General features: G+C 62.3%; 26 protein-coding genes. 21 read left to right on the top strand and 5 right to left on the bottom strand.

The window, feature by feature from the left end; translation table 11 throughout:
• The first annotated feature begins 203 nt into the window (after positions 1 to 203).
• The 15 genes from ACX80T_RS05080 to ACX80T_RS05010 all read left to right on the top strand — a co-directional run bounded on the left by ACX80T_RS05080 (position 204) and on the right by ACX80T_RS05010 (position 8,936).
• Positions 204 to 449 carry a GNAT family N-acetyltransferase gene (locus tag ACX80T_RS05080; protein WP_337587473.1) on the top strand — a complete coding sequence of 82 codons (246 nt, stop codon included), beginning with the start codon at positions 204 to 206 and terminating at the stop codon, positions 447 to 449.
• Positions 450 to 639: 190 nt separating this feature from the next.
• The gene (locus ACX80T_RS05075; protein ID WP_459303872.1) at positions 640 to 1,530 is read left to right on the top strand and encodes a VOC family protein; all 891 of its coding nucleotides are present in this window, start codon (positions 640 to 642) and stop codon (positions 1,528 to 1,530) included.
• A gap of 174 nt (positions 1,531 to 1,704) precedes the next feature.
• Complete coding sequence (gene rpsP, locus ACX80T_RS05070; protein WP_019482921.1) at positions 1,705 to 2,124, top strand: 30S ribosomal protein S16; 420 nt, start codon at positions 1,705 to 1,707, stop codon at positions 2,122 to 2,124.
• 1 nt (position 2,125) lies between these two features.
• Positions 2,126 to 2,371 carry an RNA-binding protein gene (locus ACX80T_RS05065; protein WP_019482920.1) on the top strand — a complete coding sequence of 82 codons (246 nt, stop codon included), beginning with the start codon at positions 2,126 to 2,128 and terminating at the stop codon, positions 2,369 to 2,371.
• A gap of 115 nt (positions 2,372 to 2,486) precedes the next feature.
• Complete coding sequence (rimM, locus tag ACX80T_RS05060; RefSeq protein WP_459303871.1) at positions 2,487 to 3,173, top strand: ribosome maturation factor RimM; 687 nt, start codon at positions 2,487 to 2,489, stop codon at positions 3,171 to 3,173.
• The gene (trmD, locus tag ACX80T_RS05055; RefSeq protein WP_459303870.1) at positions 3,174 to 3,983 is read left to right on the top strand and encodes a tRNA (guanosine(37)-N1)-methyltransferase TrmD; all 810 of its coding nucleotides are present in this window, start codon (positions 3,174 to 3,176) and stop codon (positions 3,981 to 3,983) included.
• Positions 3,984 to 4,184: 201 nt separating this feature from the next.
• The gene (gene rplS, locus ACX80T_RS05050; protein ID WP_019482917.1) at positions 4,185 to 4,544 is read left to right on the top strand and encodes a 50S ribosomal protein L19; all 360 of its coding nucleotides are present in this window, start codon (positions 4,185 to 4,187) and stop codon (positions 4,542 to 4,544) included.
• A gap of 96 nt (positions 4,545 to 4,640) precedes the next feature.
• The gene (lepB, locus tag ACX80T_RS05045) at positions 4,641 to 5,240 is read left to right on the top strand and encodes a signal peptidase I (RefSeq protein ID WP_459303869.1); all 600 of its coding nucleotides are present in this window, start codon (positions 4,641 to 4,643) and stop codon (positions 5,238 to 5,240) included.
• Positions 5,241 to 5,255: 15 nt separating this feature from the next.
• Positions 5,256 to 6,068, top strand: coding sequence for a signal peptidase I (gene lepB, locus ACX80T_RS05040; RefSeq protein ID WP_459303868.1), 813 nt, complete (start codon positions 5,256 to 5,258; stop codon positions 6,066 to 6,068).
• Between the two features lie 5 nt (positions 6,069 to 6,073).
• Complete coding sequence (locus ACX80T_RS05035) at positions 6,074 to 6,823, top strand: ribonuclease HII (RefSeq protein ID WP_459303867.1); 750 nt, start codon at positions 6,074 to 6,076, stop codon at positions 6,821 to 6,823.
• A 7-nt stretch (positions 6,824 to 6,830) separates the two neighbouring features.
• A complete protein-coding gene (locus tag ACX80T_RS05030; RefSeq protein ID WP_019482913.1) occupies positions 6,831 to 7,157 on the top strand; it encodes a DUF2469 domain-containing protein in 327 nt (108 codons plus the stop codon).
• Between the two features lie 121 nt (positions 7,158 to 7,278).
• Positions 7,279 to 7,563, top strand: coding sequence for a hypothetical protein (locus tag ACX80T_RS05025; protein WP_019482912.1), 285 nt, complete (start codon positions 7,279 to 7,281; stop codon positions 7,561 to 7,563).
• 51 nt (positions 7,564 to 7,614) lie between these two features.
• Positions 7,615 to 7,965, top strand: a complete 351-nt coding sequence (locus ACX80T_RS05020) for an ArsR/SmtB family transcription factor (protein ID WP_019482911.1) — start codon at positions 7,615 to 7,617, stop codon at positions 7,963 to 7,965.
• Positions 7,962 to 8,456, top strand: coding sequence for an SRPBCC family protein (locus tag ACX80T_RS05015; RefSeq protein ID WP_019482910.1), 495 nt, complete (start codon positions 7,962 to 7,964; stop codon positions 8,454 to 8,456). Before ACX80T_RS05020 ends, ACX80T_RS05015 begins: the two co-directional genes overlap by 4 nt.
• Positions 8,457 to 8,579: 123 nt before the next feature.
• Positions 8,580 to 8,936 (top strand): YraN family protein, encoded by a 357-nt coding sequence (locus tag ACX80T_RS05010; protein ID WP_019482909.1) that lies wholly within the window; start codon positions 8,580 to 8,582, stop codon positions 8,934 to 8,936.
• A gap of 125 nt (positions 8,937 to 9,061) precedes the next feature.
• On the opposite strand, the gene ACX80T_RS05005 is transcribed toward ACX80T_RS05010, so the two are convergent.
• Positions 9,062 to 10,144: a hypothetical protein gene (locus tag ACX80T_RS05005; RefSeq protein ID WP_459303866.1), complete on the bottom strand. Its 1,083-nt coding sequence runs from the start codon at positions 10,142 to 10,144 to the stop codon at positions 9,062 to 9,064.
• 284 nt (positions 10,145 to 10,428) lie between these two features.
• On the opposite strand from ACX80T_RS05005, the gene ACX80T_RS05000 reads away from it, so the two are divergent.
• From ACX80T_RS05000 to ACX80T_RS04975, 6 genes are all read left to right on the top strand, one after another.
• Complete coding sequence (locus ACX80T_RS05000; RefSeq protein WP_459303865.1) at positions 10,429 to 10,785, top strand: YraN family protein; 357 nt, start codon at positions 10,429 to 10,431, stop codon at positions 10,783 to 10,785.
• A complete protein-coding gene (locus tag ACX80T_RS04995; RefSeq protein ID WP_019482906.1) occupies positions 10,785 to 12,332 on the top strand; it encodes a YifB family Mg chelatase-like AAA ATPase in 1,548 nt (515 codons plus the stop codon). The genes ACX80T_RS05000 and ACX80T_RS04995 overlap by 1 nt, the downstream gene beginning before the upstream one ends.
• Positions 12,329 to 13,573, top strand: a complete 1,245-nt coding sequence (gene dprA / locus ACX80T_RS04990; RefSeq protein WP_459303864.1) for a DNA-processing protein DprA — start codon at positions 12,329 to 12,331, stop codon at positions 13,571 to 13,573. Before ACX80T_RS04995 ends, dprA begins: the two co-directional genes overlap by 4 nt.
• A gap of 351 nt (positions 13,574 to 13,924) precedes the next feature.
• Entirely contained in the window at positions 13,925 to 14,311 is a 387-nt protein-coding gene (locus tag ACX80T_RS04985; RefSeq protein WP_165802545.1) for a methylated-DNA--[protein]-cysteine S-methyltransferase, read from the top strand.
• 125 nt (positions 14,312 to 14,436) lie between these two features.
• Complete coding sequence (locus tag ACX80T_RS04980; protein WP_459303863.1) at positions 14,437 to 15,357, top strand: tyrosine recombinase XerC; 921 nt, start codon at positions 14,437 to 14,439, stop codon at positions 15,355 to 15,357.
• Positions 15,358 to 15,569: 212 nt separating this feature from the next.
• On the top strand, positions 15,570 to 16,073 hold the full coding sequence (locus ACX80T_RS04975) for a DUF3145 domain-containing protein (protein ID WP_024476918.1): 504 nt from the start codon (positions 15,570 to 15,572) through the stop codon (positions 16,071 to 16,073).
• A 132-nt stretch (positions 16,074 to 16,205) separates the two neighbouring features.
• Here the strand turns inward: ACX80T_RS04975 and fabF are convergent, their stop codons facing one another.
• The 4 genes from fabF to ACX80T_RS04955 all read right to left on the bottom strand — a co-directional run bounded on the left by fabF (position 16,206) and on the right by ACX80T_RS04955 (position 19,889).
• Positions 16,206 to 17,441 (bottom strand): beta-ketoacyl-ACP synthase II, encoded by a 1,236-nt coding sequence (gene fabF, locus ACX80T_RS04970; protein ID WP_019482901.1) that lies wholly within the window; start codon positions 17,439 to 17,441, stop codon positions 16,206 to 16,208.
• Positions 17,442 to 17,545: 104 nt separating this feature from the next.
• The gene (locus tag ACX80T_RS04965; protein WP_019482900.1) at positions 17,546 to 17,791 is read right to left on the bottom strand and encodes an acyl carrier protein; all 246 of its coding nucleotides are present in this window, start codon (positions 17,789 to 17,791) and stop codon (positions 17,546 to 17,548) included.
• A gap of 83 nt (positions 17,792 to 17,874) precedes the next feature.
• Positions 17,875 to 18,927, bottom strand: a complete 1,053-nt coding sequence (locus ACX80T_RS04960) for a beta-ketoacyl-ACP synthase III (RefSeq protein WP_459303862.1) — start codon at positions 18,925 to 18,927, stop codon at positions 17,875 to 17,877.
• A complete protein-coding gene (locus tag ACX80T_RS04955) occupies positions 18,924 to 19,889 on the bottom strand; it encodes an ACP S-malonyltransferase (RefSeq protein WP_019482898.1) in 966 nt (321 codons plus the stop codon). Before ACX80T_RS04955 ends, ACX80T_RS04960 begins: the two co-directional genes overlap by 4 nt.
• Positions 19,890 to 19,909: the final 20 nt, after the last annotated feature.

Here is a 19,909-nt window from a genome sequence, read left to right as displayed (position 1 = left end):
AGCCATCGAGGCGGCAGCTGATTCATTGCTGACCTATCTCAACGGAATGCCCCTCCCCGTGTCCCTTCCGGCGGGAGCGTCGCGATCGGAACTTGCGGCATCGCTGAAGTTGCTGGTCGCAGGCAGGCCGTGCATCGGGTTCGCCCGTCTGGAAGAGCTCGACGGCGGCGCGCACCTCGAGCAGCTCGCAGTCCTTCCCGCCCATGCGGGTAGGGGGGACAGGGCGGGCGCTGGTCGAAGCGTCGAAGGACTGGGCGCGGCACGCTGGTTATCCCTGGATTACCCTGACTACCTTCGCGGATGTCCCCTTCAACGCCCCGTTCTACGCAACCTGCGGCTTCGAAACGGTTCGTGAGCCATCCCCGGCGCTGCTCGCCATCCGAAACCATGAGGCAGCAATCGGCCTCGACCGAGTCGGTCGCAGAGTGCCCATGCGCGCCGCGTTGTAGCTCGGGCCTGAGTGCCCGCGCGTGCAGACCTCCCCTCCTACTGGGCCGATCGGCGCCCCGACGACGGCGTGTCCCGGCCCGACACGTCAAAACAGTGCCAGGAGCTGGGAGGACCCGCACGGTGTCCAATGGAATAACTTTAAGCTTCAAGTAGTTATCTCCGATACAGCATCATGTTGAGGAGAACACCATGACCAACACCCAGGACTTATTGCCGGCCGACCTATCAATGGGCGCAGTGCTACTCAAGGTGGGCAACCTGCCCACAATGTCCGACTACTACCAGCGAGCCCTCGGACTCGAAGTCATCGAGGAAACCCGCGAAGGCGTGCACCTTGGTCGCGGAAACACGCCGCTGATTCACCTTGCGCCGGCGCAAGGACTCCAACTCCCGGCCCACGGGGAGGCCGGGCTGTTCCATACCGCGCTGCTTTTCGATGACCGGTCAGCCCTCGCCGCCACCGTCGCCGCGACCGCACAGTACGACGCCGGCCTATACGTCGGCAGTGCCGATCACCTCGTCAGCGAGGCTTTCTACTTCACCGACCCCGAAGGCAACGGGATTGAGCTCTACTTCGACAAACCGCGCGACACCTGGCAGTGGACCACCGACGACACCGGACAGACGGCAGGAAAATCAGTCGTGATGGACAGCCTCCGGCTGCCGGCGGACACCTACCTGCGGGACCACCTGACCCAGGATGCGGTGACCGGCCAGGCCAAGGCGGCGGCCGTCGTCGGGCACGTTCACCTGCAGGTCGGCGACGTCGAAACCGCCGGGAGATTCTACGTCGACACGCTCGGATTCGAGCGGACCGCCGGCTGGCACGGCCAGGCGCTGTTTGTCTCGGCCGGGGGATACCACCACCACATGGCCATGAATGTGTGGAACAGCCGGGGCGCCGGACCGCGCAAAGACACGCTAGGGCTCGGGGAGGTCCTCGTCCGGGTCCCAGCCGAGGACCATGTGGGAGCCCTCGCTGAGAGGCTGAAAGCTGCCGGGATCGACAACCACCACACCGGCAGCGAGCTACGCTTCAATGACCCGTGGAACAACAAAATCCGGGTGGCAGCGAGCTAGCGTGGCGTGATTCGTGCTGGAGTCTGCGATCTGGCACAATAGACCTGTACTCGATCCGGGCAGCCCCTCTCTCTGCGCGCGCATCTTGTCCTTTTGAACCCTCAGAGGTGGCCCGCCCCACGGGAGCACTGAGTAGGGTTCACCCCTTTAGATCATCAAGGAGTGACCACAACAGTGGCCGTAAAGATTCGCCTGAAGCGCATGGGTAAAATCCGCGCACCTTTCTACCGTGTCGTCGTCATGGATGCACGCGCCAAGCGTGATGGCCGTGCCCTCGAGGAAATCGGTAAGTACAACCCCACCGAGGAGCCCTCGTTCATCGAGATCAACTCCGAGCGTGCACAGTACTGGCTCGGCGTTGGCGCACAGCCAACCGAGCAGGTTGCAGTACTGCTCAAGATCACCGGTGACTGGCAGAAGTTCAAGGGACTCGAAGGCCAGGAGGGAACCTTGAAGACCAAGGCTCCCAAGGAAACCTTCGTCGCCCCTGAAAAGGGTTCGGTAATCGTTCCTGAAGCCATCACCCCCAAGGCCAAGAAGTCCGACGCCGAGGCACCAGCCGAAGCCGAGACTGAAACCGCCGAGGCCAACTAAATTGCTGGCCGAAGCGCTGGAACACCTCGTCCGGGGAATTGTTGACAGTCCCGATGATGTCAAGGTTTCCCTGAAGAACAACCGCCGTGGGGAAACCCTCGAGGTGCGGGTTCATCAGGACGATCTGGGCCGGGTCATTGGCCGCCAGGGCCGCACAGCCCGCGCCTTGCGCACCGTTGTGTCAGCCCTCGCCGACGGCGAACCGGTACGCGTGGACGTAGTCGATACGGACCGCCGCCGGGGCTAACAGCGCTTCAGCACACCAATTCAGCACAGTATTACATTGAGTTTGGCCCCGCACCGGATAATGGTGGCGGGGCCAAATTTTTGTCCACCTACCCCAGCAGCACCAGGAGTGTCAGATGGAAGTTCAGGTTGCCAGGATCGGCAAACCCCATGGTATTCGCGGCGAAGTGACAGTGCAGCTGTTCACGGATGCGCCGGAAGACCGGTTCGAGGCCGGGGCCATCTTTCGCGCCGAGCCGGCCGCGCTTGGCCCGCTGACGGTCAGCGGTGCCCGCTGGAACAAGGACATCCTGATCCTCGGGTTCGACGGGTTCTCTGACCGCAACGCGGCAGAAACCCTGCGCGGCGCCAAACTGTTCATCGATACGGACGAGGCAGAGGATGACGACGACGACGCCTGGTACGAACACGAACTGGTGGGTCTTGAGGCGCGGGTAGGGAACGACGTCGTCGGCAAAGTCAGCGGACTCCGCACGCTCGAGGTGCAGGACCTGTTGATTGTCGAAACCTCCGCAGGCCACGAGACGCTGGTCCCGTTTGTCGCCGAAATCGTCCCCGAGGTCAACGTCGCTGACGGTTATGTGCTGCTGACCCCGCCCGCCGGATTGTTTGAGCTGAATCTGCCCGGATCCAATCAGGCAGGCCCGGACGACGGCGAAGTGACCGACGTCGACGACGACGGCCCCGCCGACCCTGCGTCTGACACAGACCCCGCCGACACTGCGTCTGACACAGGCCCCGCCGACCCTGCGTCTGACACAGACCCCGCCGCCGCCTCTGACGCTGAGGGCAGCGGTCGCTAAGTGCGCATCGACGTCGTCAGTATTTTCCCGGAGTACCTGGCTGCCCTCGATCTGTCGCTGATCGGGAAGGCGAGGCAGGACGGGTTGCTGGATCTTCGGGTTCACGACCTGCGCAGCTTCACCACCGACCGGCACCGTACCGTTGACGACACGCCCTATGGCGGCGGCGCCGGAATGGTGATGAAGCCCGAGCCGTGGGCATTGGCGCTGCAGTCAGTGATAGACGCGTCGCCGGCCGAGGGTCGGCCGGTGCTGATTGTGCCATCGCCTGCAGGAGCGGTCTTTACCCAGCAAATGGCCCACGAACTGGCTGAGGAACCGCACCTTGCTTTCGCCTGCGGCAGGTATGAGGGGATCGACGAACGGGTGCTCGAGTGGGCCGGTGACCAGTTCGATGTTCGGCCGGTCAGCCTCGGCGACTACGTCCTTAACGGGGGAGAAGTCGCAGTGTTGGCGATGGTGGAGGCCGTCGGTAGGTTGCTGCCCGGAGTGGTGGGTAATCCAGAGTCACTGGTTGAAGAGTCCCACTCCGACGGGCTGCTGGAATACCCGGTTTACACCAAGCCCTCCGACTGGCGCGGCCGCGGTATTCCCGAGGTGCTGCTCAGTGGCAACCACGCGCGGATCGCCCAGTTCAGGCGGGACGAACAGTTCCGGCGCACGGCACAGCGTCGGCCGGACCTGCTGGCCGGGTTGCCGGCCGGGACGCTGAGCAAGGCAGACCTGGCCGCATTGGCGCAGCTGGGGTACGTCGTCGTCGACGGGGCGCTGACCCGCCAACCGGAGATCAGCTCCAAAAGCGTTGACTGACCAACCCCATCCATATGGCATAATTGAACTTTGTGTCTACTGGGTTGTTCCCTGCCACAGGGGGAGAACTACCAACAGGCCGACACGCTGGCGGCCAACTCATGGTTTGCCGGTCCAACTAATTTTCCGGCGGACATTGCCTAGGCCTTGACCGCTGTGACTAACGTGAATGACCTGTGGCGTTCACCAGGAGCAATAACCATGCATATTCTTGACGCCGTCGACGCAGCATCACTGCGCACCGACATTCCTGCATTCCGCGCCGGTGACAACCTCAAGGTGCACGTAAACATCATTGAAGGCAAGAACACCCGTGTTCAGATCTTCCAGGGCTTCGTTGTTGGCCGCCAGGGCGATGGCCTCCGCGAAACCTTCACCGTCCGCAAGGTCAGCTTCGGTGTTGGTGTGGAGCGTACCTTCCCGGTTCACTCCCCAGTCCTCGACAAGATCGAGGTTGTCTCACGTGGCGACGTTCGCCGCGCGAAGCTCTACTACATGCGCGATCTTCGCGGCAAGGCTGCCAAGATCAAGGAAAAGCGCGAACCCAAGACTGCCAAGTAACACCAGTTCTTGAACCGCACCATGCCGGGATCAGATCATCCCCGGCATTCTGCGGGAGCACAACCAGAACGCCGGCCCTTCCGGGGCTGGCGTTTTGTGCTGTCAGCACTCCTCATCGCCGTGGTGCTCGCCTCTGTCCTCAGGGCAACGGTGGTGGACATCTACTTCATTCCCTCGGAATCGATGCAGCCGCTCCTGGAAGAAGGAGACCGGGTGCTCGTTTCCCGGCTCGACGGCGAACCGCAGCGCGGCGACGTCGTCGTCTTCGACGGTCGGGGCTCGTTCGATCCCATCAGTGGGGGTGGTCCGGGGGAGCTCCTCGGGACGGTCGGCCACTGGTTAGGGGTCTCCGGCAGCGACACCGTCTACGTGAAGCGGATCCTGGGTGTCGGCAGCGACACCGTGGCGTGCTGCAGCCCGGGCGGGCAGCTGGAAGTGAACGGGAACCCACTCGACGAGCCCTACGTTTTCCCTTCGGACGCACCCAGTGACCAACAGTTCGAGGTTGAGGTCCCACAGGGTAAATTGTGGGTAATGGGTGATCACCGCTCCGATTCGTTTGATTCACGGTCGTTGCTGGGGGCACCCGGTGGGGGACTGGTCTCGACGGACCGGGTACTGGGCCGAGCAGTGCAGATTGTCTGGCCACCCTCGCGCTCCGGCCCCATTGAACGTTTCACCGACCACCGACCTTAGGTAGATGACCAGCAGATGGCAACAAGCGTCCCCGGCAAGTCCAACGACGACGCTGATGCCCGTTCGGATGCCCCCAGCCCCGATGTGAGCCGCTCGGCGCACCGTGACCGGAGCGGGAAGAAGCAGGCGAACGACGACGGCGCCCGCAGCCTCGGTGGCTGGCTCAAGGAAATCCTGATCATCGTCGGCATTGCCATCCTGCTGTCCTTCCTGATCAAGACCTTCCTGTTCAGGGCCTTCTTCATCCCCTCCGGATCGATGGAGAACACCCTCGAGATCGACGACCGGATCTTCGTCAACCAACTGGTTCCCGCACCCTTTGAACTGCAGCGCGGCGACGTCGTCGTCTTCCAGGACACCGAGGGCTGGCTGCCAGCACCACCGCCCGGCACCGGACCCGGAGCCAACTGGGTCAAGGACGGCCTGATCTTCGTCGGCCTCCTCCCCGATGACACCCAGCAGCACCTGGTGAAGCGCGTCATCGGCATTGCCGGCGACCGGGTGGTGTGCTGCGACGACGACGGCCGGATCACGGTCAACGGCGAACCCCTCGAAGAGCCCTACCTCTACCCGGGGGCGAGCCCCTCGGATACCGAATTCGACGTGACTGTCCCCGAAGGCAAAATCTGGGTGATGGGTGACCATCGCAACGCCTCGGCCGACTCGCGCGCCAACGCTGACAAGCCCAACTCCGGATTCATCGACGTCGAGGACATTGAAGGTAAAGCTGCAGTAGTTGCCTGGCCCCTGAATCGGATGGGATTCCTCGGCAATTACCCGGAGGTCTTCGACTCAATTCCCGCGCCCGAAGCCGCCACAGCTCCCTGACTGCGATGAAATCTGCTGCCCCCACCCTCCGCTTTGAACGGTCATTCCTGGACTCGGGACACCGTTTGCTGGCCGGATGCGACGAGGTTGGCCGGGGTGCCCTCGCGGGTCCGGTCTCGGTGGGGCTCGTCATGATCGACCTTTCGGCGGTCAAGGGGTTGAGAGGAGTCCGGGACAGCAAGCTGCTGTCCCCAGCGGATCGGGTGAAGCTGGTCCCGAGGATCCAGAAATGGGCGTTGGCCTACGGCGTCGGGCATGCCACCGCGGCCGAGATTGACGACGTCGGGCTGATGCGTGCGCTGCAGCTGGCGGGAAACCGGGCCTGGGAGCAGGTTGTGGTCACTGCACGACCCGATGCTGTGATCCTTGACGGCAACCACGATTGGCTTTCGCCGCGCGAGCAAGCCACTCTCTTCGACGCCGAAACCGTGGGACCCGGGGCGCTGGACGTTGACGCGGTGGACGCGGAGATCTTCACCGGATGCGATGTCCCAGTCCACACCCGCATCAAAGCCGACCTGCAATGCCTTAGCGTCGCGGCGGCCAGCGTCCTGGCGAAAGTGGAACGCGACGCCATGATGGTCGCCTATGCCGCTGAGCATCCCCAGTATGGCTGGGAGATCAACAAGGGTTATGCGACGGCGGGCCACCGCGCCGCGATTGATGGCCTGGGCGCCACCGCTTTGCATCGCACCACCTGGCGACTAGGGGCCGGGGACAGGATCAGCATGCCCCGAGTGGAAATTGGGGGATGATGGGACGATGAGTGCTGAGGATCTTGAAAACTACGAAACCGACATGGAGCTGCAGCTCTACCGTGAGTACCGCGACGTCGTCGGGCTGTTCAGCTACGTGGTGGAGACTGAACGCCGGTTCTACCTCGCCAACCACGTTGACCTGCAGGCGCGCTCGGCCGACGGCGAGATCTATTTCGACCTCACGCTTCAGGACGCGTGGGTGTGGGACGTCTACCGCACGGCACGGTTCGTCAAGAACGTCAGGGTGATCACCTTCAAGGACGTCAACGTCGAAGAACTGACCAAGTCCGACGACATCGCGCTGCCCAAGGATGGTCCACTCGGGAACTGAAGTCTCCCTGAGGTAGGCGCTGGGTAATTTCGGCACACCGCCGGATGGTATCTACAGCTTCCTGCTTCCCTCAGGGTGGGAAGCGGTCGCCGTCGAACCTCTGGACCTGCCCACCTACGGGGTGGAACCCAGCGCATCGGCCTACGTCATTTCGGAGGCCTCAGGTCGACAGATCGCCCGCTTCGACGGCGGAGTTCCAGGCGACGGCGCCGCCCTTCCCAGCCCGGACCATCTGGTCCTCGACTCGGAACTGCTCCCCCAAATCGAGGCAAAGTCCAATCTCCCGGTGCACTTGGTCTTCGAATCGCTTCCCGACTATGAGAATGGTGGACGGCTGTATCAGGCGCACCTTCAAGACGCCCAGCTGAAAGCGATGCTCCTGTCATTCACGGTTAATCCTGCCTGACCATTCCTGACCCCTTGACGGAAAGCTTCGCATTCACTAACGTACAACCACATGGTTGTAGATGAGTTGACTGACGTCGAGGTGGACCGCCTGTTCCAGGCGTTTGCTGACACCACCCGACGGGACATTCTCGTCCGAGCACTGGTCAGTGATTATTCAGTGTCCGGTTTGGCTGCCCACTACGCTATGAGTTTCGCCGCAGTGCAAAAGCATGTGGCCGTTCTTGAGCGCGCCAATCTTGTGACCAAGGAGAAGCGCGGAAGGGAGCAGATTGTGCGGGTTCATCTCGATGCGTTGAGAAGGGCGCGGCGGCTGCTCGAGGAGTACGAAGCGATCTGGCGGCAACGCGTCGACCGGATTTCCGACATCCTGGCCGAGGAAGAAGGGGCATCACCAACATGACAGTTATCAGTACACACAAGGACACCGAGGCTTTAACCCTCACGATCGTTGCCGAGTTCAGCGCCAGCGTTGAGCGGCTCTGGCAAGTCTGGGAGGATCCGCGTCAGCTCGAACGCTGGTGGGGCCCGCCGACCTACCCGGCGACGTTCGACAGCCATGATTTCGTTCCGGGCGGGAAAGCCAGTTACTACATGACCGGTCCGGAGGGGGACAAGAGCCGCGGGTGGTGGGAATTCACTGCCATCAACGCGCCCACCCATCTGGAGTTCGACGACGGTTTCGCCGATGAGAACGGGGATCCGATGGACGAAATGGGAACCACGCACGGCGTGGTCACTCTCGAAGCCATTGACAGCGGCACGCGTATGACGACTGTGTCGAGCTTCGAAAGTCTGGAGCAGCTGGAGAAGATGATCGCGATGGGCATGGAAGAAGGCATCAAGCAGGCGATGGGACAAATCGACGCCGTTCTTGAACGAACCGTGGTCTAGCCCGGGCTGTCACTCAGCGGCACCGTCCTGCACAGGGCGGGTGCCGCTGACTTTTCGCACATAGCTCGAGTAACCCGACACCTCCGGTACCGGCTGTAAGAGGCTGGTACCGGAGGTGTTGTGATGAAGGCGAAGGACCGACTGGGACGCAGGGGAGAGGCGCTGGCGGCGTCGTATCTCGAAGCCGCGGGGTTGGACCTGGTGGACCACAACTGGCGCTGTGGGCTGGGGGAGATTGACCTGGTCGCGATCGACGGATCAACGCTGGTGGTGATCGAGGTGAAGACCCGCTCGTCGCTGGATTTCGGTGATCCGATGGAGGGGATTAGCGCCACCAAGCTTCACCGGCTCTATTTACTTGGTGCGAGGTGGGCGCAGGCTCATGGGCTGCGCTTTTCGGAGATCCGCGTGGATGCGGTGGCCGTGCTCGACGACGGCACCGGCGAACCCCAAATCGACTATCTCCGGGCGGTCAGCTGATGCCGCCGGGACGCACCTACGCGGTGTCGCTCGTCGGGCCGAACAGCCACATCATCTCGGTGGAACCCGACATTGTCAGGGTGCCTCTTGTGGGCTCGTGGCAAGATGCTGACCACGCCGGTGGCTTATCGGGCGGAATTGCTGCTTCCGTCCGTGACGCGAGAAGGCTCCGGAAGGAGACGGGCTTTATCGTCGGTGCTTACGGTTCTCCCTGTCTTCTGGCGCTTGTTTAGCCTGCGCATCCTGCCAGTCTCGAGCGCCCAAAAAGTGGCAAACAATCCAATTTCCCACCACTCAAGTAGGATCACCTCGCGGCCCGGCGCGAAGCGCTGAGCCACAAGTATTGGAACAAAGGCACCAAAAGTCATAAGGACGGCGATGACCAGGTACCCCTGTCGCGCAGACTCGCGGAGGGCGCTGAACTTGAAGAAAGGCCAGGTATTGGTAAGAACGGCCACAAATAGCGAACTTATCAAGAATATTGCCGCAAGATCATGAATCGTGAGGGGAATGCCCCACTGGGTGAGTCCATCCATGGTTACGTCACCTGCAGGGAAGTACAGCTGTTGGCTTGCTAGGGCCAGAAACCCGATCAGGACTGCCATGGTTGCAACAAGGAAAAAGCGGGTGAGCTTATGCAGCCAGTCACGGTCGACTTCAGCTCGGAAGAGCCTCTGGACGTTCCCCGCTCGCACCTCAAGCAGGAAGACCACCAGGACTAGGAACAAGACACATGCAAGTGTGACGCGTAGGAAAAAGACGTACTCGTCTGCCGACGGAGCCAAACCGTCCGGTGTCTCTGATGACTTCAGTTTCTCCATTAGCACCGGAAAATCCGCCGGAACCAGAGCCACATAGACGGCATAGAAACCGGCGCCGTTGAGTGCATAGTCCTCGATCAGACCCACTCCCTGATAAGCGACAAGGCAAACCGCTATCGCAATAAGGGTTCCTACGAAAACGTCCCGGACCCAGCCCCCATAGTAGGCACTAATCGACCTTTCTAAATGGCCCTGCTCAATTGCGGTGGAGACAGTAACAACGAATAGCACCACTGGCAGCAAAACCAGGAGCCAACGAAGGTAGCTATACGTGATGAGGTGGATGTCCCTCGGGGTTTCGCTCTGAATGTTAGGAGGATTCGGCTGGTCTACGACTGGCGAAACCACGTTTTGCTGGCTGCCGTCCTGCACTGATTCGTTAGTCACGACAGGCCCCTTCTCTCGCATTCGCTTGGAAGAGCGTCCCGCCCCCAGCCTGATCTGTCAAGAAACCCCAGTGGTTTGGTGATCGTCGAAGCCTCAAGTTGTTGCGGCCATATTGGGCTCCTTCCGGCTGGGTCTACCGCCCGGCGGGTTCTGCCAGACACATCGTCAACTCCACAGTCCCACTCGCCCTGCACAGGGCGGGTGCTGCTGACTTTTCGCACATAGCTGGAGTAACCCGACACCTCCGGTACCGGCTGTAAGAGGCTGGTACCGGAGGTGTTGTGATGAAGGCGAAGGACCGACTGGGACGCAGGGGAGAGGTGCTGGCGGCGTCGTATCTCGAAGCCGCGGGGTTGGACCTGGTGGACCGCAACTGGCGCTGTGGGCTGGGGGAGATTGACCTGGTCGCGATCGACGGATCAACGCTGGTGGTGATCGAGGTGAAGACCTGCTCGTCACTGGATTTCGGTCATCCGATGGAGGGGATAAGCGCCACCACGCCCGAGCGGTTTTATTTACTTGGTGCGAGGTGGGCGCAGGCTCACGAGCTGCGCTTTTCGGAGATCCGCGTGGACGCGGTGGCCGTGCTCGACAACGGCACCGGCGAACCCCAGATCGACCATCTCCGGGCGGTCAGCTGATGCCGCTGGGACGCACCTACGCGGTGTCGCTCGTGGGTCTGAACGGCCACATCATCGAAGTGGAGGCAGACATTGGACAAACCCTCCCGGCCTTCGTGATCCTGGGTTTACCCGATGCATCGCTCAACGAAGCGCGTGACCGAATTCGGGCCGGAGCACGCAATGCTGGGCTCCCGTTGAGCCGTCGAAAGATCACCGTCAATTTGATTCCCGCCTCTCTGCACAAGCGCGGCTCAGGCTTCGACCTGGCGATCGTCATGGCGGCCCTTGCAGCTACCGGGGAGGTAAGGCGGTGCGGCAACACCGTCTTCATCGCCGAGGTGGGCCTCGACGGCAGGCTTCGGCCGATCAGCGGCGTGCTGCCCGCGGTAATGGCCGGAGTCAAGGCGGGCCACACCCGGTTTGTGGTGGCTGCCGGCAATCACGGCGAAGCGGCGCTCGTCCCGCAGGCCGAGGTCAAAGGATTTGCGAGCCTCGCCGAAGTTTTTCTGGCGTTCGGCGCAGACCCCACGAAAGTGTCCCTGCCTGACACGCCGACTGATCCCGTGCAGGCGCCACTGCCGCCGAATCCGGGGAATCGCCAGCCAGCAATCAAAGACATGGCCGACATCGCCGGCCAGCCAGCAGCACGGTTCGCCGTCGAAATCGCCGCCGCCGGGGCCCATCACATGATGATGGTGGGTCCACCCGGGGCCGGCAAGACAATGCTGGTTGAACGAATGCCCGGGATCCTCCCCGACCTCACAGATCAGGAGGCAATGGAGGTGACAGCTATTCATTCCCTCGGTCGGGTGCTTTCCTGTCACGGGCTGCAGCGACGACCTCCGTTTGAGAGCCCGCACCATACGTCGTCAACGGCCTCGATTATCGGAGGCGGTAGCGGTATTCCGCGCCCCGGCGCCGCGTCCCGGGCACACCGCGGAGTGCTCTTCCTCGACGAGGCGCCCGAGTATCAACGGGGAGTCCTTGAGGCCTTGCGAGAGCCTTTGGAAAGTGGCGAACTGGTGCTTCACCGGTCGGCAGGGACCGCGTCGTACCCCGCCAGGTTTCAACTGGTGATGGCGCTGAATCCTTGTCCCTGTGGGCTGGCCAGCGGCAAAGGCATCGACTGCGTTTGTACTGCTGAACAGCGGCGGCGATACTTCAACCGCTTGTCCCAACCCCTACTCGACCGGGTGGATCTTCAGCTGGCGGTGGCCCGGGTTTCGCTTGCGGATTACTCCGATGGCGCCCGGGCAGAGTCGTCGGCGGTTGTTGCCGCGCGGGTGGCAGCAGCTCGCGCGGCTCAACGTGAACGGTTGGCGAAGTGGGGGGCAAACACCAACGCTGAAATGCCTTCGTCGGTGCTGAACGAAGGTCTCAAACTCCCGCGGGCGGTCACAGCGCCGGTAGACAAAGCCATGAACAACGAGACACTCACCATGCGGGGACACGATCGGGTTCTGAGGGTGGCGTGGACTCTCGCCGATCTGGGCGGACAGTCCTCGCCTACCACCCACGACGTTGAAGTCGCGCTAAACCTTCGACTGCAGGAGAGTGCTTCATGACCAGTTATACCAATCCCACGGTCGTCGCCCGGGCAGCCCTATCGCGGCTGTTTGAGCCATCAGACACCGTGGGTCTGGCTTTGACTCTGGCGGCTGGGCCAATCGATGCTCTGCGGATCGCGACCGGCCGGATTTCGGCTGGATCTACGTTGCCGCTGGAGGTCGCCGGGCTACTTGAATCACAGGGGATCAGTATCCGCCCGCAGGCGCTTAGCGATGCGCTGGAACGATGGAGGCCGCGGGTCGCGGATCTGGCTCCCGAACGAGACCTTGCAACCCTCGAACGACTGGGTGGGATACTCCTGACCCCGGAAAGTGAAGACTGGCCCAACGCCATCGATGACCTGCAGCTCTCGGCGCCCTCCTGTCTCTGGGTCCGCGGAAACTACTCGCGGGGCATACCTGAGCTCAACCGCATGGTGGCAGTGGTGGGGTCACGCGACAGCACAGCCTATGGAACAGCTGTGACAGGCGACCTGGCAGCCGGTCTGGTCACCCGCGGGTACACAGTGGTTTCGGGAGGAGCCTATGGAATCGATGCGCAGGCGCACCGCTCTGCTCTGGCAGCCGCCGATGATGAACGGGCGATGCCGACTATCGGGGTGACCGCGTGCGGCATTGATCGGTATTACCCTGCGGGTAATGAGCAGTTGCTGCGCGAAACGGCACGACGCGGGCTGCTGGTCGCCGAAGTGCCGCCCGGCTCCTCGCCAACCCGGTGGAGATTCCTGCAACGCAACAGGTTGATCGCAGCCCTGTGCGCGGTGACCGTGGTGGTTGAGGCACGCTGGCGGTCGGGTGCACTGAACACCGCCCACCACGCTGCCGGGCTGGGACGGCCCGTAGGCGCCGTACCCGGGTCGGTGTTCTCAGCCAATTCTGCGGGATGCCATCGACTCATGCGGGAGGGTAGCGCCATCTGCGTCACCGACGCCGCAGAGATCGCCGAACTGGCTGGCCCCATTGGGAGCGTCATGGTTCCTGAGCCGGACGGGGAGCATGCCGTGCACGATGGTCTCACCGTCGAGGACATCCTGCTGCTTGACGCCCTGCCTGTTCGAGCGAGTACCACCATCGACAAACTGGCCTCGGTGGCCGGACTAAGCATCCGTGACGTTCTGGCAGGACTAAGCCGGTTGGAGCTAAGCACCCTCGCAGAACGAACCCACGACGGTGGGTGGCGTCGCGGCGCCCCTCATCCCGACCACAACCGGCCCCACACCAAACCCAAGAAACAATAAGGAAGGATCACACCGATGAAGACCCATAAGTTCATCGATACCCCGATAGGCAGACTCCTCCTGGTCGTCGAACGGGGTGCGCTCACAGCGGTCTTTCACGACCTGCATAAGCCACCACCGATCCCATCGGCCGTTGGCCTCCCCTTCGCCAGGATATTGGGCGCGAATACGATACCTGGTCTGAGCAACGGGTCCGGCGCCCCGGGTACCTCAGGAGGTTCAGCGGGCTTGGGTACCTCGACCGGTTCAGGAGGTTCAGCGGGCTTGGACACCCCGGCCGGTTCAGGAGGTTCAGTAGGCTCGGGCGAACATACCTCTGTTGCCGGCGGGTCCGGCGTTGTGGAGGAGCGCATGAGTGCAGCCAGCCTGAAGGCGGACACCGCCACCTTCAACCGCGCGAGCGACCAGTTCCGCGCGTACTTCGCGGGAAGCCGACGCGCCTTCAGCCTCCCTGTCCACGCCAACGGCACTGACTTCCAGCAGAAAGTCTGGGCTGCGGTCCTGGCTATCCCGTACGGGGAGACTCGCAGCTATCGGGAACTTGCCGCGCAGCTCGGGAACCCTTTAATGGGTCGGGCGGTCGGCGCTGCCATCCGGGTCAACCCGCTGTCGATCATCATTCCCGGGCACCGCGTGGTCAGGTCCACCGGCGGTATCACAGGATATTCGGCCGGACCGGAGGTCAAGCGCTTCCTACTCGAGCTTGAGGCAGGTGATGCAATCCGTCCCGCCGCCTGAGGTCGGGCAGGGCCTGTGACCCGGCTTCAACCCGGGAACTGGTTCAACCCGCGATCTGGCGACAGAAGGCCGGTAGACCGGAGCGCCTGCTTGAGGATGAACGCCGCAGGGCCCACAGTGAATAGATGCAGCAATTGCCTGAGCCCTTCCAGAGTATCGTCGCTCGGTACCAGGGCTATCTCAGCGCCGAACGGAATCGGTCTGTTCACACCGTGCGTGCCTACCTGACTGATATCGGAGGGCTGCTCCGCTTCGCTCAGGATTCCGGTGTCACACGACTGGATGAGCTGACTCTGGCTGATCTTCGATCCTGGCTTGGTTCGATGGATGCGCAGGGCCAGGCGCGGTCGACGATTGCCCGGCGCGCTGCCACCGTTCGCAGTTTCCTCGCATGGGCGGTGCGCGAGGAACTGATCGAGGCAAACCCTGCGCTTCGACTACGCGCACCCAAACGGGAAAAAACATTGCCCGGGGTCCTATCCTCGAAACAGCTGGACGTGATCTTTGAATCCCTGCGCGCCGCATCAACCGAGGGCGACCCGATTGCCTTGAGGGACACAGCCCTCGTAGAGGTGCTTTACGGCACCGGTATCCGGGTGGGGGAGTTAGTCGGGTTGGACATTGACCACCTCGACGTAGATCGCCGGACCCTGCGCGTGGTCGGTAAAGGCAACAAGGAACGAACCGTTCCGTACGGGGTGCCTGCTGCACACGCCCTCGACGATTGGCTCCGCCGCGGCCGTCCGAAACTGGTTACCGCGGCCAGCGGCTACGCGCTGTTCCTGGGTCGACGCGGGGGCCGAATGGATCAGCGCCAGGCACGGTCGACAGTCGAAAGGCTGTTCGCCGGCGTCGAAGGCACCTCGGCGACAGGACCGCACGCCTTGCGGCACAGCACTGCGACCCATCTGCTGGACGGCGGCGCAGATCTGAGGGCGGTCCAGGAAATCCTCGGACATTCGAGTCTTGCCACCACCCAGATCTATACCCACGTCTCGGTGGATCGTCTCCGTAGGAGCTATGAGCAGGCCCACCCCCGCGCCTGACGCCACACCTGGTGGTTGGCAAAGACCGACGTTGGGCGAAAGACAAGTAGCCCGAATGGCAATGTGAGTAGCACCAACGTAGTTACAGTGGCGCAATTAGACTATGTAAGGCAGAATGAACCCTAGTCTGCCGTGTCGGTGGACACAGACAGATATTTTCGATCCCGTTGCAGGTCGTTGGGGAAGACGTACCTACAGCTATGGAGGATGGAATGTCTGGTATTACGGCGCGCGGAGTGTTGTATATTCACTCAGCCCCTTCCGCGCTATGCCCACATATCGAGTGGGCCATCGGTTCTGTGATTGATCAGCGAACCGATCTAAAGTGGACCCCTCAACCTGCCTCGCCCGGTATGTTCCGTGCCGAGTTGTCTTGGGTGGGCCCGCAGGGTTCCGGTGCGCAGCTGGCATCGGCTCTTCGCGGATGGGCCCATCTTCGGTACGAGGTTACCGAGGAACAGAGCGCTGGCGCTGATGGCGGACGGTGGTCACACACACCGGAACTGGGGATCTTCCACGCCGCCACTGACGTTCACGGCAACATCATGGTGACCGAGGACCGCATCCGGTATGCCTACGAAACGGGCGCCGGCGACCCCGCTGCCGTTTACCACGAGCTTTCCCTCGCTCTCGGCGAGTCCTGGGATGAAGAACTTGAACCCTTCCGGCATGCCGCGGAAGGCGCACCGGTCAGGTGGCTTCACCAGGTCGGCTAACAAACCACCACTGCCTTGCGGACACTAACCGTCCCAGAGCTCAACCTCTTCCAGGAATAGTCAAAGGCGCCGTCCCCTGAGGGACGGCGCCTTTGACTTCGCTGGGTCGCTGGGGGCGAACCCGCTGACTTACTAGACGCTGCGAACAACTATCACAGCGTTGTGTCCGCCAAAGCCGAACGAGTTGCTCAGCGCCACCAGATCACCAGCAGGAAGCGTGCGCTCGGTGGTGACAATGTCCAGCGGAATTTCAGGATCCTGGTTCTCCAGGTTGATCGTGACAGGCATCTTGCGATCATAGACAGCGAGGACCGTCATCACCGCTTCAACGGCACCTGAAGCGCCGAGCAAATGGCCGGTCTGCGACTTGGTTGCTGACACCGCCACATTGTCGATGTGTGAACCCAGCGCTGTCTTCAGAGCCACGTATTCGGGTTTGTCACCAACGGGAGTGGATGTTGCGTGTGCGTTCACATGCGAAATATCCGATGGCTGCACCCGTGCGTCGAACATGGCGGCCTTCAACGCCCGCGTAGCGCCCAATCCGCCGGGATCGGGAGCAGTGATGTGGTAGGCATCGGCGGTGACCGATGTGCCAGCGAGTTCGCCGTAGATCCGGGCTCCGCGAGCCAGAGCATGTTCCTCAGCCTCGATGAGGAGGGCCCCAGCACCTTCACCCATGACGAATCCATCTCGCCCGGTGTCGTAGGGGCGTGACGCATGCTCGGGATCGTCGTTGCGACGCGAAAGCGCGTGCATCGACGCGAACGCGGCAATTGGCATGGGGTGGATAGCAGCTTCGGCGCCGCCACACATGACGACGTCGGCCTTCCCGGAGCGAATCAGCTCAAGCCCCTGGTGGAGTGCTTCGGTGCCCGAAGCACACGCCGAGACCGGCGTGTGGGCACCCGCGCGGGCACCCAGGTCCAAGCTGACGGCCGCTGCCGGCCCATTGGGCATCAGCATGGGCACCGTCATGGGCAGCACACGGCGTGGGCCCTTGGCGCGGAGGGTGTCCCACGCATCCAGCAGGGTCCACACCCCGCCGATACCGGTTGCGAAGGCTACCGCAAACCGGTCATGATCAATTTCTTCAAGCCCGGAATCCCGCCAGGCTTCGCGGGCTGCGATGACCGCGAACTGGGTGGACGGATCCATGCGCTTGGCTTCGACTCGCGAGAGGACCTCGCTGGCAGGGGTGGTGACCTGTGCCGCGAAGGTCACAGGCAGCTCGTACTCCTGGACCCAGTCGGCTTCGATGGTTCGAGCACCGGAAACACCTTTAAGGGCGTTCTTCCACATGGTGGGAACGTCGCCGCCGATGGGCGTCGTCGCGCCTAGGCCAGTGATCACTACTTTGCGTGCCATGGTTCACTCTCTAAAACGTGGGGGTGTTGCGATGGAACGTGCTGGTGGGCGTCTTCCGGGCCGCCGGCACCCGAGGATGCCGGCGGCCCCGAAGTCTGAAAAATCTAGGCCTGCGCGCCGGAGATGAAGTTGACGGCGTCGCCGACGGTCTTCAGGTTCTTGACCTCTTCGTCGGGGATGCGAACGCCGAACTTTTCCTCGGCGTTGACCACGATGGTCATCATCGAGATGGAGTCGATGTCCAGGTCATCGGTGAAGGACTTGTCCATCTCAACCGACTCTGGTGCAAGACCAGTTTCCTCGTTGACGATTTCGGCCAGTCCGGCCAGGATTTCTTCGTTGCTAGCCATGGATGGCTCCTTTTCTTGTCTAGCCGGATCAATGATCCGACATGGTTAATCAAACCGCGGTTGACGGTTTGGCTTGGGGAAAACTAGGGGAGTACTACCACCTGTGCGCCGAACACCAACCCGGCGCCAAAACCGATCTGCAGCGCAAGACCGCCACTCAGGGCGGGATTTTCCTGCAGCATGCGGTGCATGGCAAGTGGAATGGAGGCGGCGGAGGTGTTTCCCGCGTCTACGATATCGCGAGCCACCTCGACATGCTCGGGAAGCTTGAGTTGCTTGACCATTTCATCGATGATGCGGATATTCGCCTGATGAGGGACAAACGCGACCAGGTCGTCAGCTGTGACCCCGGCTTCGTCGAGAGCACGTTGTGCCACCTTGGCCATTTCCCAGACAGCCCAACGGAAGACGGTCTGCCCGTCCTGGCGCATGGTGGGCCAGGAGGCCTTCGGCGCGTCGTCGAGGGATCCACCCACTGCGGCAACCGAGGCCAACTCGGCATCCCGGATGTCGAGGAGCGAGTGGGACATCCGGATGGCCTGGTGCTTGCTGCCATCGGAGCCCCAGACGGACGGACCAATCCCGGCGCTGTCGGCAGGACCGATCACCACCGCGCCGGCCCCGTCGCCCAGCAGGAAGGAAATAGTGCGGTCTGCGTTGTCGATGAAGTCCGACAGCTTCTCAACGCCCACCACCAGCACGTACTCGGCAGTTCCGGCGTGCACCATCGCATCAGCCTGCGCAATGCCATAGCAATAACCTGCACAGGCTGCGGAAATGTCGTAGGCCGGCGCCGGAGTTGCTCCCAACCGGTCGGTGAGCTGGGCGGCTGCCGAGGGAGTGGCATAGGGGTGGGTCACGGTTGAGACGAGCACGGCGTCGAGCTGGGATGCCTCAATGCCAGCGTTCTCCAGAGCGCTTCGGGCAGCAGCTTCGGCCATGTCGATCACACTGGTGTCCCGGTCGGCGCGATGCCGCGTCACAATCCCGGTACGCTGCCGGATCCACTCATCAGAAGAATCTATCCACTGACAGACGTCTTCATTGGTCACAATGACATCGGGGCGGAAAGCCCCAATACCGAGGATGCGGGTGTGCTCGCGCAGTGGAGCTTGCTTCAAAGCCGGGGCGTTCACGAATGTCCTTCTGCGATGGGGGAAATGACCGGATCCGGTGTACGGGAATGCTCATCAATGAAGGCAGCCGCAGCATCAAGATCCTCTGGCGATTTTACGGCCAATGTGGGGGTCCCGCGTATTCCGCGCTTCATCAGGCCGGTTAAAGTACCCGCCGGCGAAAGTTCGATCACCCCGGACACACCCATCTGTTCCATCTGGGCCATGCAGAGATCCCATCTGACCGGCCGGGATACCTGGGCGATCAGACTGTCCAGATTGCCCTCCCCAGTGACCACCGGTGCCCCATCAAAGTTGGACAACAGGGTGGCGGCCGGTGCCATCGGCATCAGGGACCCTCTCAGCTCCTGCAGCGCTGTCGCAGCCGGGCTCATGTGATGAGTGTGGAAGGCGCCCGCCACCTTGAGGGGGATGACTCGGGCCTTGGCTGGCGGATCGGCTGTCAAAGCCGCGAGCTGCTCCAGGGTGCCGGCAGCGACTACCTGGCCACCACCATTGCAGTTCGCCGCTGTCAGGCCGTGCCGCGCAAGTACGGTGGCGACGTCGTCGGGATCTCCACCCAGCACTGCACTCATACCGGTGGGAACGACCGCAGCCGCCTCCGCCATCGCTGTCGCTCGGACGCGAACAAATGTTACGGCGTCCTGTTCGGACAATGCACCGGAAATGGCCGACGCCGTCAGCTCGCCGACCGAGTGACCGGCGACAACTGTCGCTGCAGTCATTGGACGATTGGCCAGCAGTACACGGGCTGTCACCAAGCCGGCAGCAACAATCAGGGGTTGCGCCACCGCCGTGTCCTTGATCGTTTCCTCATCGGACTCGGTGCCGTGCCGGATGAGATCCAGACCGGCCTGGCCGCTGAGGGAGTCGAGATGATCAGAGACGCCCGGAAGTTCCAACCAGGGGCTCAGGAAACCGGGCGTTTGGGACCCCTGACCGGGGCAGACGATTGCAAGCACTTTTCAAGCTTTCCAAACTG

The organism is Arthrobacter sp. Sr33, from assembly GCF_054511195.1.
This window is presented reverse-complemented; position numbering and strand designations above follow the sequence as displayed.